This is a genomic window from Luteimonas sp. MC1572, from assembly GCF_016615815.1.
Taxonomy (GTDB): Bacteria; Pseudomonadota; Gammaproteobacteria; order Xanthomonadales; family Xanthomonadaceae; genus Luteimonas.
On record NZ_CP067112.1, the window covers coordinates 2,750,261 to 2,763,543 of the forward strand.

General features: G+C 69.9%; 13 protein-coding genes and 1 tRNA gene. 4 read left to right on the forward strand and 10 right to left on the reverse strand.

Features of this window, described 5'->3' with window-relative positions; genetic code table 11:
- Window positions 1-5: 5 nt before the first annotated feature.
- From JGR64_RS12565 to dtd, 7 genes are all read right to left on the reverse strand, one after another.
- Window positions 6-2,018 (reverse strand): serine hydrolase domain-containing protein, encoded by a 2,013-nt coding sequence (locus JGR64_RS12565; RefSeq protein WP_199373780.1) that lies wholly within the window; start codon window positions 2,016-2,018, stop codon window positions 6-8.
- A gap of 107 nt (window positions 2,019-2,125) precedes the next feature.
- On the reverse strand, window positions 2,126-2,377 hold the full coding sequence (locus tag JGR64_RS12570) for a hypothetical protein (protein ID WP_199373782.1): 252 nt from the start codon (window positions 2,375-2,377) through the stop codon (window positions 2,126-2,128).
- Window positions 2,377-3,312, reverse strand: coding sequence for an SOS response-associated peptidase family protein (locus JGR64_RS12575; RefSeq protein WP_199373784.1), 936 nt, complete (start codon window positions 3,310-3,312; stop codon window positions 2,377-2,379). The genes JGR64_RS12570 and JGR64_RS12575 overlap by 1 nt, the downstream gene beginning before the upstream one ends.
- Before the next feature lie 23 nt (window positions 3,313-3,335).
- Window positions 3,336-3,411 (reverse strand) — tRNA-Ile (locus JGR64_RS12580).
- Between the two features lie 133 nt (window positions 3,412-3,544).
- Complete coding sequence (locus tag JGR64_RS12585; RefSeq protein WP_182824411.1) at window positions 3,545-3,925, reverse strand: hypothetical protein; 381 nt, start codon at window positions 3,923-3,925, stop codon at window positions 3,545-3,547.
- Window positions 3,926-4,098: 173 nt separating this feature from the next.
- Window positions 4,099-5,961, reverse strand: a complete 1,863-nt coding sequence (rpoD, locus tag JGR64_RS12590; RefSeq protein ID WP_199373786.1) for an RNA polymerase sigma factor RpoD — start codon at window positions 5,959-5,961, stop codon at window positions 4,099-4,101.
- A 55-nt stretch (window positions 5,962-6,016) separates the two neighbouring features.
- Entirely contained in the window at window positions 6,017-6,457 is a 441-nt protein-coding gene (dtd, locus tag JGR64_RS12595) for a D-aminoacyl-tRNA deacylase (protein WP_199373788.1), read from the reverse strand.
- A gap of 47 nt (window positions 6,458-6,504) precedes the next feature.
- Between dtd and JGR64_RS12600 the strand changes: the two genes are divergently transcribed.
- The 3 genes from JGR64_RS12600 to JGR64_RS12610 are packed head-to-tail and all read left to right on the forward strand — an operon-like array spanning window position 6,505 to window position 9,420.
- Complete coding sequence (locus JGR64_RS12600) at window positions 6,505-7,425, forward strand: lauroyl acyltransferase (protein ID WP_199373790.1); 921 nt, start codon at window positions 6,505-6,507, stop codon at window positions 7,423-7,425.
- Window positions 7,422-7,937: a PH domain-containing protein gene (locus JGR64_RS12605; protein WP_199373793.1), complete on the forward strand. Its 516-nt coding sequence runs from the start codon at window positions 7,422-7,424 to the stop codon at window positions 7,935-7,937. The genes JGR64_RS12600 and JGR64_RS12605 overlap by 4 nt, the downstream gene beginning before the upstream one ends.
- A complete protein-coding gene (locus tag JGR64_RS12610) occupies window positions 7,891-9,420 on the forward strand; it encodes a PH domain-containing protein (protein ID WP_233348206.1) in 1,530 nt (509 codons plus the stop codon). The genes JGR64_RS12605 and JGR64_RS12610 overlap by 47 nt, the downstream gene beginning before the upstream one ends.
- A gap of 4 nt (window positions 9,421-9,424) precedes the next feature.
- On the opposite strand, the gene JGR64_RS12615 is transcribed toward JGR64_RS12610, so the two are convergent.
- The 3 genes from JGR64_RS12615 to JGR64_RS12625 are packed head-to-tail and all read right to left on the reverse strand — an operon-like array spanning window position 9,425 to window position 12,124.
- Window positions 9,425-10,462, reverse strand: coding sequence for a CDP-glycerol glycerophosphotransferase family protein (locus tag JGR64_RS12615; protein WP_199373795.1), 1,038 nt, complete (start codon window positions 10,460-10,462; stop codon window positions 9,425-9,427).
- A gap of 31 nt (window positions 10,463-10,493) precedes the next feature.
- Entirely contained in the window at window positions 10,494-11,309 is an 816-nt protein-coding gene (locus JGR64_RS12620; RefSeq protein WP_199373797.1) for a glycosyltransferase family 2 protein, read from the reverse strand.
- 47 nt (window positions 11,310-11,356) lie between these two features.
- The gene (locus JGR64_RS12625) at window positions 11,357-12,124 is read right to left on the reverse strand and encodes a methyltransferase domain-containing protein (RefSeq protein WP_199373799.1); all 768 of its coding nucleotides are present in this window, start codon (window positions 12,122-12,124) and stop codon (window positions 11,357-11,359) included.
- A gap of 179 nt (window positions 12,125-12,303) precedes the next feature.
- Here JGR64_RS12625 and JGR64_RS12630 point away from each other — a divergent pair, with 179 nt between their 5' ends.
- The gene (locus JGR64_RS12630; protein WP_199373801.1) at window positions 12,304-13,239 is read left to right on the forward strand and encodes a glycosyltransferase family 2 protein; all 936 of its coding nucleotides are present in this window, start codon (window positions 12,304-12,306) and stop codon (window positions 13,237-13,239) included.
- The last annotated feature ends 44 nt before the right edge of the window (window positions 13,240-13,283 follow it).

Below are 13,283 nucleotides of genomic sequence, written 5' to 3' on the forward strand. Positions count from 1 at the left end.
CGCTCTCACTCCACCTCTTCGAACACATACTCGTGTTGCCCATCGCGCACCACCAGCTTGCGCGCGCCGTCGACATCCGCCCGCGTGAACAGGAAGCCGATCGCCACCGGGTCGATGCTCATCAATGCCAGGCTGCCATCCGGCTGCGGCAGCGTGGTCACTTCCGATTGGAACGCGCCGACGTCGAACCAGGCCTTGCCGTCCTTGCGGGTCACCACCAGGTCGCCCAGCGCGGCGTTGCGGTAACGCGGCGCCAGCGCGGCGAGCGCTTCGGCATCGGCCGGCACCTGCAGCAGCTTGACGAAGGCATCGAAGCCCTCGCGGCTCGCCTTGGCATTTGCCACCGCGCTGGCCTCGGCCTGCGGCTCGCCGTCGAACATCAGCTCCATCAGCCGGCGCTTGAGCGGACCGCGCAGGTACACGCCCTCGTCGGCATTGGTCAGGATCACCGCGCCGACCTTCTGCTCGGGCCACCACATCATGTTGGAGTGGAAGCCGCCCATGTCGCCGCCGTGGTCGACCACGGTGACGCCGTCGCTCTTGTCCACCGCCAGCGCCATCGCGTAGTGGCGGTCGACGCCGGTCGCGATCTGCGGCTCGCGGCGCTCGAGCAGCGCGGCCTCGCCGATGTAGCGGCTGCCGTCGGGCAAGGTGCCGTGGTCGATCTCCATCTGCACGTACTTCAGCAGGTCGTTGACCGTGCCCCAGGCGGCACCCGCCGGACGCGATGCGCGAACGGTCTCGTTGAGGCCCATGCCCATCACCTGCACCTGGCGGCGGATGTCGTAGCCGTGCGGCGCGGCGAAGTCACCGGTCTGCGCCTGCGCGTAGTCGAATGTGGTGTTGCCCATGCCCAGCGGATCGAATACCAGCTGCTGCATCGCCTGGTCGTAGCCGGCACCGAGTTCGCTGCCCGGATGCGCGACCTGGCCGCCGATGTAGCCTGCGGCCGCGGCCATCGGGTTGGAATACTGGAACAGTTCGCCGAAGCCGCTGGTGGGCTGCATCGTGCCGAGGGTGGTCATCACCGTCTGCGGGGTCTGCTTCTCGCCTTCGAACAGCCATTCGAAGTCCTGGCGCGGCACGCCGGTGCACGCGCAGATCAGGTGCTTCACCAGCACCTGGTCGGTGGTGGCGGCATCGCCCAGGCGGAACGCCGGGTAGACGTCGCGCGCCTTCGCGTTCCAGTCGAGCTTGCCGGCATCCACCAGCTTCGCCAGCATCAGCGTCGTCAGCGCCTTGGTGTTGGAGGCGATCATGAAGCGCGTGTCGCCGGTGACAGGCGCCGCCTTGCCGAGCTCGCGCACGCCGAAGCCCTGCGACAGCACCACCTCGCCGTCCTGCACGATGCCGACGGCGACACCGGGCACGTCGAAATCCTTGCGCATGCTTTCCACGAAGTCCGCCACCTGCTGCAGGCGGGCGGCATCGAGCTTGTGCGCCGTGCGCCCGGCAAAGCTCTCGCGCGTGTAGCCGGCCGGCTGCAGGCGCTGGTAGATCTTGCCGACCTGCGAGCCGCGCTTTTCCGCGATCGCCTGGTCGACATCGGCCAGCAGCACGGTCCACGCGTCGCCGCGGCGGTAGGCGGCGCCGCTGACCACGCGCTTGGCGTTGGCGGCGACGTCGTAGTCGTAGAACCGGCGATGCTCCCAGCCGTCGCGCGGCGCGGCGTCGGTGGCGACCAGGAACTTCGGCGTTATCCCCGCGATGGCCCAGGCTTCCGCGATCGCCGCATCGGCGGTGCCCGCGGCGGCATCGACGATGACGATGCGCGAGCCGTCGGCTTCCGGCGGGGTCACGAACACCGCGTTGCCCTGCACGCGTTGCGCCCAGCCGCCTGGCAGCACGAAGGTGGTGCCACGCGGAGTGGCCGCAGGTGACTCGGACGAGGAGTCCGCGGCGGATGCCGGTGCGGGCGCAGCGGCTGGCGTGGTGCCGTCCGCCGCGTGCCCCGCGCTGCTTGCGACGATGACGGCCAGTGCGACGGCCAACACGGCCCGCTTCGATTCGATGCGCATTCCCGTTCTCCCCGTTGATGACCGGGCGAGCTTGCGCCTAAACGGTGGCGGCCACAAATCGCCGCGCGGCGGCCTGCGCCAGCCGTTTGCACGGCCGTGCCGGCGGATCACATGGGCGGTTCAATGACTTCCTCCAGGCGCTCGGCTGGCACCGCATAGCCCGCGTCGTCCGCGCTCGCCCGAAGGTCGCGCAGGGCATCACGCACGGATTCAAGCTCGGAGCCGGCTGCCTGGGCCTCGATCTCCATCGACGTGGCGTTGAACCAGTCCCAGAAAGCGTTGAACGTCTTTCCGTGCCAGCTCTCGTGGCGCAGGCCGCGATCGAGTTCGGCCAGCGCCCGGCTCAGTTCGTGTCGCATCACGCGGCCTCCCGGTGTTCGTAGTACGGATGCTGGCGGTCATCGAAGATCGCGTACAGCGCCTGCAGGTTCGCCGGATCGGGATTCAGCCAGGCGTCGATGTGCCCGGGCTTGATGTTGATGATGGTGCGGTCATGGCCGGCGGCGGCCACCTCCGGCTCCGGGTCGTCGGTGATGGCGGCGAACGAGTCGAGGGCCGGATCCACGCCCGCGGGATCGGTCCAGTGCGACCACAGGCAGGCGATCAGCATCGGCTCACCGGTGCGCGGGGTGAAGGCGAGCACCTGGTTGTGGCCATCGGCCGCGGCGACGTTCTCGTAGAACACGTCCGCCACCATCAGCGCGTGGTGGTGGCCGAACTGCGCCTTCCAGAAGCCTTCGAGACTGTCGCGGCGGGCGTTGTACGTGCCCGGGAACTTGCGGTCGTAGAGCGCCGGCTTGCCCGCGGGACGGCACTGGTAGCGCATCGGGCGCATCACCCGCTGGCCGCCTTCGCTGACCAGGACATGGCTGTAGTAACCGGGGTAGATCCGCGCGTCGTCCGGATGCGGCTCGCTGCGCTTCAGCGCTTCGATGCGGCCCTTGATCTGCTCGACCCTGGATCTTCCGATGCGCACGTCTTCCTGCGCCTTCTTCGTGGGCTTCGCCTGCAGGCTGCGCTCGCCATCGGCCACGCGCCTGCGCTGCTTGAACAGCTCCTGCTCCAGCGCCTGCATCTCGCGCGCATCCCACTGCCGGATCAGCTCGGCGATTTCGGGCGGGCCGTCGCGCAGGAAACCGATCTCCATCGCCCGCGGAACCTTCGGCCGCTTTGCGTATGGGTCGGCGCCCTTGTCCAGCCAGAAGATGCGGACGTAGTCCTTGAGCTCCATCTTCGCGCCGGTCTGGCGCAGGAACTTCCTGTGCTCGGCGCGCACCTGGGCTGAGTAGCACATGGCATCACCTGCGGGCTTGCGATTGGTGGGCCCACCAGGACTCGAACCTGGAACCAAAGGATTATGAGTCCTCTGCTCTGACCATTGAGCTATAGGCCCGCGGCGACGATTGTAGCGGGCACCGCTCACGCAAAAATCGCGCAGCCGCGACCTGACGACGAGGACAGGGCACGGCTGCGCGATCCGATCCCGCGGCGGTCGAGCCGCCGCGGGAGTCGTTTCCGCGATTCGATCAGTTGCCGTCGGTGTTGTTCTTGCCGTCGGCCGCCGCGGTCGCCTCTTCGGCCGCGTCCTGCGCCTGCTCGGCCGCGTCGGCGGCCTTCTCGGCGGCGTCGGCGAGGTCGTCGCGACGCGTCAGCTCGTCACCGGTGTCCACCTGCCCCGCGATATGGGCGGCGGCATCGGCGGCGGCGTCAGCGGCGCCGGCCGCCGCCTGGGCGGACGAGGTGGCGGCCATGTCGCCGGTGGCCGACGCGTTCTGCGCGGCCTGGTGGGCCTCGCTTGCCGACTCGGCGGCGTCCTGGGCCGAGTTGGCGGCCTGGTCGGGGTTGCTGCAGGCGGCCAGCGCGGTGGCGAAGCCGAGGGCGAGCAGTGTCTTGGCGGTGCTGTTCATGGGATCTCCTGTCTGGCGCCTTGTTGCGCCGTGGGACGCACCATGTCTGTGCACGTGTCGGCTTGGCGCGAAGATGGCCCACGGGCCGCGACTTTGTTCAGGAACGGCTCGATTCCCGCAACAAAAGAAAAGGCGCACCGGAGTGCGCCTTTCCGTCATCGCACAGCCGCGGCTCACTCGATATCGAGGAAGCTCCGCAGCTGCTCCGAGCGGCTCGGGTGCCGCAGCTTGCGCAGCGCCTTGGCCTCTATCTGGCGGATGCGCTCGCGGGTGACATCGAACTGCTTGCCGACTTCCTCGAGGGTGTGGTCGGTGTTCATGTCGATGCCGAAGCGCATGCGCAGCACCTTGGCTTCCCGCGGGGTCAGGCCGGCGAGCACGTCGCGGACCGTTTCCGACAGGTTGATGTTGACCGTGTTCTCGATCGGGGACTCCACGTTGGTGTCCTCGATGAAATCGCCGAGGTGCGAGTCTTCGTCGTCGCCGATCGGGGTCTCCATGGAGATCGGCTCCTTGGCGATCTTCATGACCTTGCGGATCTTGTCCTCGGGCATGTCCATCTCTTTCGCCAGCTCTTCCGGCGTGGCCTCGCGGCCGAACTGCTGGAGCATCTGGCGGGAGATGCGGTTCAACTTGTTGATCGTCTCGATCATGTGCACCGGAATGCGGATGGTGCGCGCCTGGTCGGCGATCGAGCGGGTGATCGCCTGGCGGATCCACCAGGTGGCATACGTCGAGAACTTGTAGCCGCGGCGGTATTCGAACTTGTCCACAGCCTTCATCAGGCCGATGTTGCCTTCCTGGATGAGGTCCAGGAACTGCAGGCCGCGGTTGGTGTACTTCTTGGCGATGGAGATGACCAGGCGCAGGTTGGCCTCGACCATTTCCTTCTTGGCCTTGCGGGCCTTGGCCTCGCCATAGGCCATGGCGCGGTTGATCTCGCGCAGGTCGCCAAGCGTCACCATCATCGCCTTCTCGATGGCGATGGTGGCTTCCTGGGCGGCGATCACCTGGTCCTTGACCTCGCGCATGCCGCTGGACCACTTCTGCTTGCGCTTGAGCACCTCGTCGACCCACTCGAGGTTGGTCTGGTTGCCGTCCCACGCGCGGATGAAGTCCTTGCGCGGCATCTTGGCGACGCGGGTGGACAGGTCGAGGATGCGGCGCTCGTGGTCCTTGATCTCGCCCACCACCTCGCGCAGCTTGCGCACCAGGGTGTCGGTGATCGGCAGCGGCAGCTTGAAGCTGGTGAAGATGGCGGCCATCTCCTCGCGCAGCTTGATCACCGGCTTGCCGGTGGCGCCGTTCTTGGCGACCGAGCGCTGGAACTTGCCGTACAGCGTGGCCAGCTCTTCCATGCGGCGCGCGACCTCGAGCGGGTCCGGGCCGGTGGGCGCGGGCTCGTCCTCGGTCTCGTCGGCGGCATCGTCCTCTTCGACCTCGGCATCGCCGTCGGCGGCGACGACGACTTCGGGCACGACCGGGGCCGGCGGCGGCGGATCGTCGAGGCCGTCGGTGAAACCGACCACGATCTCGGCCAGGCGCTTCTTGCCACCCTTGTGCAGCTCGTAGTCCTCGAGCAGCAGCTGCACCGACCACGGGAAGCTGGCCAGCGAGGCCAGCATCTGGTTCAGGCCTTCCTCGATGCGCTTGGCGATGGCGATTTCGCCTTCGCGGGTCAGCAGCTCCACGGTGCCCATCTCGCGCATGTACATGCGCACCGGGTCGGTGGTGCGGCCGCCCTCGCCATCGAGCGCGGTCAGCGTGGCCGCGGCTTCTTCGGCGGCGGTGTCGTCGACCTCGCGGCCGCCGCTCGATTCACCGGCCAACAGCAATGTCTCGGCATCCGGGGTGGTTTCATGCACCTGGATACCCATGCTGTTGATCATGCCGATGATGTCTTCGATCTGCTCCGGATCGACCATGTCGTCGGGCAGGTGATCGTTGACTTCGGCGTAGGTCAGATATCCCTGCTCCAGACCCTTGCTGATCAGGAGCTTGATATCGGACTGCGGGGCTGGACGCTCGTTCGCCATGTGGCGCGCACCATTAACAAAGTGAACCCGTAATTATACCAGCCGCGGCGCGGGCTCAGGTGCGCAGCAGCAGGGTGACTGGACCATCATTGACCAGACTCACCGTCATATGGGACCCGAAACGGCCAATTTCCACCCCCGGGGCGTGCAATGCACGCAAAGCCGCGACCAGTTCGCCGAAGATCCGTTCAGCCTGGGCTGGCGGGGCGGCGGTACTGAAGCCCGGGCGCAGCCCGGAGCGGGTGTCGGCCGCGAGGGTGAACTGGCTCACCAGCAGCAGCCCGCCGCCGGTATCGGCCAGCGAGCGGTTCATGCGCCCCTCCGCGTCGGCGAACACCCGATAGGCGAGCAGGCGCGGCGCCATGCGCGCGACTTCGGCCGCGCCGTCGCCGGGCTCGATGCCGGCCAGCACCAGCAGCCCGGGACCAATGGCGCCGACCGTTTCTCCCTCCACGTCGACACGGGCCTCGCTGACGCGTTGCAGGAGCAGGAGCATGGCGGGCAGGCCTCGGGAATGTGAACGTGGCCAGCTAGACTCGCGCCATGACCGAGTTCCTCGCAAGCCTCCTGCATGTCCTGGCGACTTTGATCGGCCGCCTGCCGTGGCCGCTGCAGCGTGCGCTGGGCGATGGCCTCGGCCGCCTGGTGCGCGCCGCAGGCGTGCGCGAGAGCGTGGTGGCGCTGCGCAACCTGGAGCTGGCCTTCCCGGACATGCCGGCCGGCGAGCGCGCCGCGCTGCACGCCGAAGTGATCCGCACCACCGGCCGCCAGGCCTTCGAGACCTTGCGCCTGTGGACGCGCCCGCACGCCGAAAACCTGGCGCTGATCCGCGAGCGGACGGGCGTGGAGCTGTTCGAGGACGCACTGGCCGCGGGCCGCGGCGTGATCGTGGTGGCGCCGCACCACGGCAACTGGGAGCTGCTCAACCAGTGGCTGGCCGCGCGCACGCCGCTGGCGATCCTGTACAAGGCGCCGGAGTCCGCGGTCGGCGAGGCCTTCCTGCGCCGGGTGCGCGCCGACGCCGACCAGGTGACCCAGGTGCGCGCTGAAGGCCCGGGCATCCGCCAGCTGTTCAAGGTGCTCAAGGCCGGCGGCGTGGTCGGGATCCTGCCGGACCAGCAGCCGAAGGTCGGCGATGGCGTGTTCGCGCCGTTCTTCGGCATCCAGGCGCTCACCATGACCCTGGTCTCGCGGCTGGCCGAGCGTAGCGGGGCTACGGTGCTGTTCGCCAGCTGCGAGCGCATCGACGACGACCTGGGCTTCGCGCTGCGCTTCGACGCGGCGCCCGCGGCGCTCTCCGGTCCGGATATCGAGGCTTCGGTGGCTGCGCTCAACGCCGGCGTCGAGCACATGGCGCGCCGCGCGCCGGCGCAGTACCAGTGGACCTACAAGCGCTTCACCCTGCGCCCGCCCGGCAGCGGCGAGAGCAATCCCTACCGCGACCTGGAGCATGGCCGGCGATGACCACCCCTGACGACGACGGCTGGCAGCCCCTGCCGCGGCGCGCGCGCACCTTGTTCATGCTCGGCAATGGCCTCGCCTTCGGTGTGCTGGCGCTGGGGTCGCTGATCCCCATCGGCCTGCTGCTGCGCGACACGCAATGGATCGCGCTGGGCCTGGCGCTGGCCAGCCTGGTGCTGCTGCCCGGCTTCGGGCTGTGGCTGGCGCACCGCCAGTTCCGCCACGCGCGCTGGCTGCTCGACGACACCGGCTTCGGCTGGCGCCGCGGGCGCCTGTGGCACGCCGAGACCCGCGTGCCGCGCACGCGCGTGCAGCACGTGGACCTGAAGCGCGGTCCGCTTGAGCGGCGTTTCGGGCTGTCCACGCTGGTGGTGCACACCGCCGGCACGCGCGACAGCGCGGTCGCCGTGCAGGGCCTGGATGCCGCCGACGCCGAGCGCCTGCGCGACCGCCTGGCGCAGCAGGTGGATGACGACGACGAGCACTTCGCAGGCGCTGGCGATGTCGACGCCTGAGGCCGAGCGCAGGCTGCATCCCTGGTCGTGGCTGTTCGTGCTGGTGCAGCAGCTCAGGCAGTTCATCATCCCGCTGCTGGCACTGGTGTTCGTGGGCCGTGGCGACGGCAACGCGCTGTGGCCGCTGGTCGGCGTGGCGGCGCTGGCGCTCGCCTCGCTCTGGCAATACTTCACTTACCGCTACCGCGTCGACGACGACCGCCTGGTGGTGCGCGAAGGGCTGCTGGAACGCAAGGTGCGGCAGATCCCGTTTGCGCGGATCCACAACGTGGCCCTGCACCAGTCGCTGCTGCACCGCATGTTCGACGTGGCCGAGGTGCGCCTGGAATCGGCGGCGGGCGGCAAGGCCGAGGCCGAGATGCGCGTGCTGCGCCTGGACGAGGCGCTGGCGCTGGAACGCCTGATCCGCGACCGCGGCGCCGCGACGCACGCGGCCGGTCCGGCGGGCACGTCCGCGGACGCCACCGCCGCCGATCCCACGCTGCTGCTGGCGCTGCCGACCGCCGAAGTCGTCCGCCTGGGCCTGGCCAGCAACCGCGGCATGGTGGTGGTGGCCGGCGCGTTCGCGCTGGCCTGGCAAGTGGTCCCGGACCGCGCCATGACGCGCCTGGTGCGCGATGCCGGCGAGCAGGCCTTTGGCTACGCCAGCCACCTCAGCATCGGCTGGGCCGGCCAGGTCGCGGCAGTCGTGGGGTTCGTGCTGCTGGCGCTGGTGGTGATGCGGTTGCTGTCGGTGCTGCTGGCAGTGCTGCAGTTCCACGGCTTCACGCTGCAGGCACACGGCCGTCGGCTCACGGTCGAACGCGGCCTGCTGACGCGCATCCGCACCAGCGCCTCGCGGCGGCGCATCCAGGCCTGGACGCTGCGCGAAGGCCTTCCGCACCGGCTGCTGCGGCGACGCGCGCTGCAGGTCGATACTGCGGTGGGCCAGCAACAGGAAGGCGAGCAGCGCAGCCTGCGCGAGCTGGCGCCGATCGCCACCCCAGACGCCTGCGATGCACTCGTCCGCGAAGTGCTGCCCGGCATTGCCTGGCCACCAGCCGCCTGGCAGCCGCTGCATCCGCGCGCCTGGCAGCGCCTCATGCTGCCCGGCGTGCTGGTCGCCGCGGTGGCCGCTGCCGCCGCGTACTGGCGCTTCGGTCCGTGGGGCCTGGCGGCACTGGCCTGGGCACCTTGGGCGGTGTTTGCCGCGCGCCAGCACGCACGCCGCGCCGGCTATGCCTGCGACGCGCGCCTGGTGGCGGTGCGCGAGGGCTGGTGGTCGCGCCACTGGCGCTTTGCCGAGATCGACAAGCTGCAGGCGCTGGAGCTGCGCCAGTCGCCGCTGGACCGCCGCTTCGGCATGGCCACGCTGTGGCTGGATACCGCCGGTGCCGGCGCGATGTCGCCACCGCTGCGCCTGCGACTGGTGCCGCTGGCCGAGGCGCGCGCGCTGCACGCGCGCCTGGTGCGCGAGGTCGCGCGGCGCCCGTTGCGCTGGTGACGGCTTACCAGCGCGCCGGACCCCAGTAACCGATGCGCCGGCGCAGCTTGAACTTGCGCCACCAGTTGCGCGGCTTCGGATTGCGGTTGCGCCCGCCGCGCGCGATGAACGCATCGACCGCCGCCAGTACGCGCTCGCTGCTGCGGCCATCGCGGTAGGGGTGGATGGCGTCGGCGAATTCGCGGATCGCCGCCATCAGCGCCGGCGGCCGCGCCAGCGCGCGCTCGATCGCGGGCTCGAAGTCGGCCACGTCGTCGATGTCGATCAGCTGCGGGCCGGGGCGACGGTTCCTGAAGGTCACCACCGGCTTGCCGGTGAGCAGGAACTCGCTGAGCGCCGACGAGGTGTCCGAGCACATCATGTCGACCTGCGGGAAAAGCTCGAGGATGTTGTCGTTCTCGGCAAACGTGAGGTGTTCGTTCTGCAGCGCCTTGAACTTCGCCACCGTCTCCGCCGGCATCTTGGGGTGGAAGGTGACGATCCAGCGCCAGCGGCCGTCGCGCGACAGGCGCCTGACCTCTTCGTACAGCGTTTCAGCCGCGCTCCAGGACGGCGAGAACGTCGAGTGGTACAGGATCACCGGCACCTCGCGCACCGGAGGCACGTCGCCGGCAATCGCGCGCATGAACGGATCGATCTTGGTCCAGCCGGTCTCGGCCACGCTGAAGTGGCCCTGCGCATCGGCCAGCGCCTGGAAGCTGGCGGTGTCGCGCGGGCCGGTGGTGCAGTACAGGTCGAAGAAGCCGCGGATGTAGATGTGCCGCGGCTTGCCGGCATCGAAGCCGTGGAACACCTCCACCTTCACGCCGGGGAAGAAGTGCGGCAGGTGGTTGCCCGGCGTGAACACCGCCTCGGGCAGCCAGCGGCGCACGCCGGCCACGTCGAGCAGCAGCTCGCCTTCCACCAGGTCCTCGGCACCCGGCCCGTCGAAGAACCAGGCGGCGTGGTCGCCGCGCGCACGGATGGCTTCCTGCAGCGGGCGCAGGATCGCCAGCGCGTAGCGCTCGGAGCCATACAGCAGGTAGTGGCGCGGCTCGGTCATCGGAGTCCTGGATGCGTGGTCGGGCGGCAGGCTAGCGGTCGAGGCCGTGGCGCTGCAGCACCGCGCGCGCCTGCTCGACGGAATCTGGATTGCGCACCATCTCGTAGTAGCGGATGCGCTTGTAGACCGCGTAGGTCGCGGCCGTATGGGCCACCACCAGGCCGCGCCAGCCGTCGAGCAGCGCCAGCCGCGGCAGCGCCTCCTTGGCGAACGAGGCGATGTACACCAGCGGCGCCATCCACACCCGCGCCGGCCGGCCGCGCTCCAGCCAGTCACGGCACTTCAGTTCCGCGTAGCGCAGCACCTTCAGCTGCTTGTGCGGCAGCGTGGGGTTGTGCAGGTGCTCGAACGGCGCGGTGAAGCTTTCGGCGCGACCGTCCCAGCGCAGCGACTCGTGCACGCGCGCATCGCTCCAGCGCGCGCGCTCGCGGTGGTACAGCCGCGCCAGCTGCTCGCCGACCATCGGCCGGTACCAGCGCATCGGCGCGCCCATGTACAGCGTGCGGCGGCGCAGGATGCCGACCGCGGCATCGCCCGCGATCACCGCGGGCAGCCGTGCAGCGAGCTCCGCGGCCAGCTCCGGGCTGAGGTATTCGTCGGCGTCGAGCACCAGGATCCAGGGATGCGTGGCCTGGGTGGTGGCGAAGTTGCGCTGCGCGCCGAAGCCCAGCCAGTCCTGGTGCACCACGCGCGCGCCGTGGGCATGGGCGATGGCCACCGTGTCGTCGTCGCTGCCGCTGTCGATGACCACCTTTTCGGCGGCGAACGGCACGCTGTCCAGGCAACGGGCGATATTGGCCGCCTCGTTGTGGGTCATGACCAGCAGGGTGACCGGGACCGTCGTCATCGCGACATGGTAGCGGACGCCTGCCGGCAGACGCTGCCGCGCGGCGCTCAGTCCGCGCGGCGCCAGGCGCCCAGGTAGACCTCGCCGCGCAGGTGGCGCGGCGTGCCCGACAGCGCCGACAGCGCGTGCGCGACCAGGCGCCGGCCCAGCTTGCGCAGGCTGCGCAGCCTGCGGAACGGATTGGCGACCGAACCCTCGTGCACCTGCGCGAAGCCCAGCTCGTCGAAACAGCGGCGCAGCACCGACGGCGCCACGGGGGCGATGTGGCCCTGCTCGCGGTAGTCGGCCTCCGCGAACCACTGGAAATCGCCCTGGCGCAGGAACGACGCCTGCGACACCGGGTTGGCCAGGTTGGGCGTGGACAGCACGAGGATGCCGCCGGGCCGCAGCAGCTCGCGGCAACCACGCAACAGGTGGCGCGGGTTCTCCAGGTGCTCGACCGGTTCGAGCGCGACGATCGCATCCCACGGCCCGCCGAGCGCGGCGACGAACTCCGCGTTGAGGTCGGCGGCGCGGAACTCGATGGGGTCGGGCGGGGTGAAGTTGTCGGCGAACAGGTCGCAGGCGACGACCGCAAAGCCGGCGTCGTGCAGGCGCTGGCTCAGCGCGCCGCCACCGGCGCCCAGCTCCAGCACGCGTGCACCGGCCGGCGCATGCGCCTGCAGCGCCGCCAGCCCCGCCTCGTGCACGCCCGGCGCCGCGAAGATCGGGATGCCGCGATAGGCCTGCAGCTTGCGGCCACCAAAACGGGTGGCGAACGACCGGGCCCGCGCCGAGGAGTCGCCGGCGATCGCGGTGTCATCGGTTTCGTCCATGGATCTCGTCTCATTGCGTTCCCGATGCGCAGGGTAGCCGACGGGATGCGCGGCGCGGCACCACGCTCGGGCGTTAACGCGTCATTTACACACGCACGGTAAAGCTGTGCACCCGCATACAGTCGGGCACGTCCCTTGGGGGAGGGCATGTCCGGCGAGCGTTGCCAGCTCTCCGACGCATGACATCCCTTGCCTCCTGGCGTTCCCGCGACCATGCGCTCCCGCGCGCCGGCGACGTCGCTTCGATCGGCCTGCTGGTCACCACCTACAACTGGAAGGACGCGCTGGCGCTGGTCCTGGAAAGCGTCATGCGACAGACGCGGCTCCCGGACGAGGTCATCGTGGCCGACGACGGATCTGGCCGCGACACCGCCGACCTGATCGCAGGCATTGCCCGCGGCTTCCCGGTGCCGCTGCGCCATGCCTGGCAGGAAGACCGCGGCTTCCGCGCCGCGCGTTCGCGCAACCAGGCGATCGCCGCATGCCGCGCCGACTACCTGCTCCTGGTCGACGGTGACATGGTGCTCGACCGGCGTTTTGTCGCCGACCACGCGCGTGCCGCGCGCCCCGGCACCTTCGTGCAGGGCTCGCGCGTGCTGACCGGGCCGCGGTTCCGCGACTGCATGCTGGCGCGCCGCGCAGGACCGCCGAATGCGCTGTCCCCGGACGTGACCCGGCGCCGCAATGCGATCCACGCCCGCCTGTTGTCGGACGTGTACCGCGCGCTCAACCCGCGCAGCACGCCGCACGCCATCAAAACCTGCAACCAGGGCTGGCGGCGAGACGACCTGCTGCGGCTCAACGGTTTCGACGAGCGAATGGAGGGCTGGGGGCGCGAGGATGTCGAACTCGCGTGGCGCGCGTTCCATGCCGGCATCGCCTGCCGGCAGCTGCGCTATGCGGGCCTCGCATACCACCTGCACCACACCGAACGCCACCAGGACGGCGACAGCGCGAACGATGTCTACCTTGCCGAAACCCGCGCGCAGCGCCTGACCAGATGCGCGCGCGGGCTTGATGCACACCTCGCGCAGTTCGCGGCGCGGCCGTTACACGACCTGCGGTACGCGACGGCCGTGGAGGCCGCGCACTCGCCTGCTGTCACGGCCGCCTGATTGCTGCGAGCCCCCACGTCCAACGACACGCGTCGGCCAGCCCT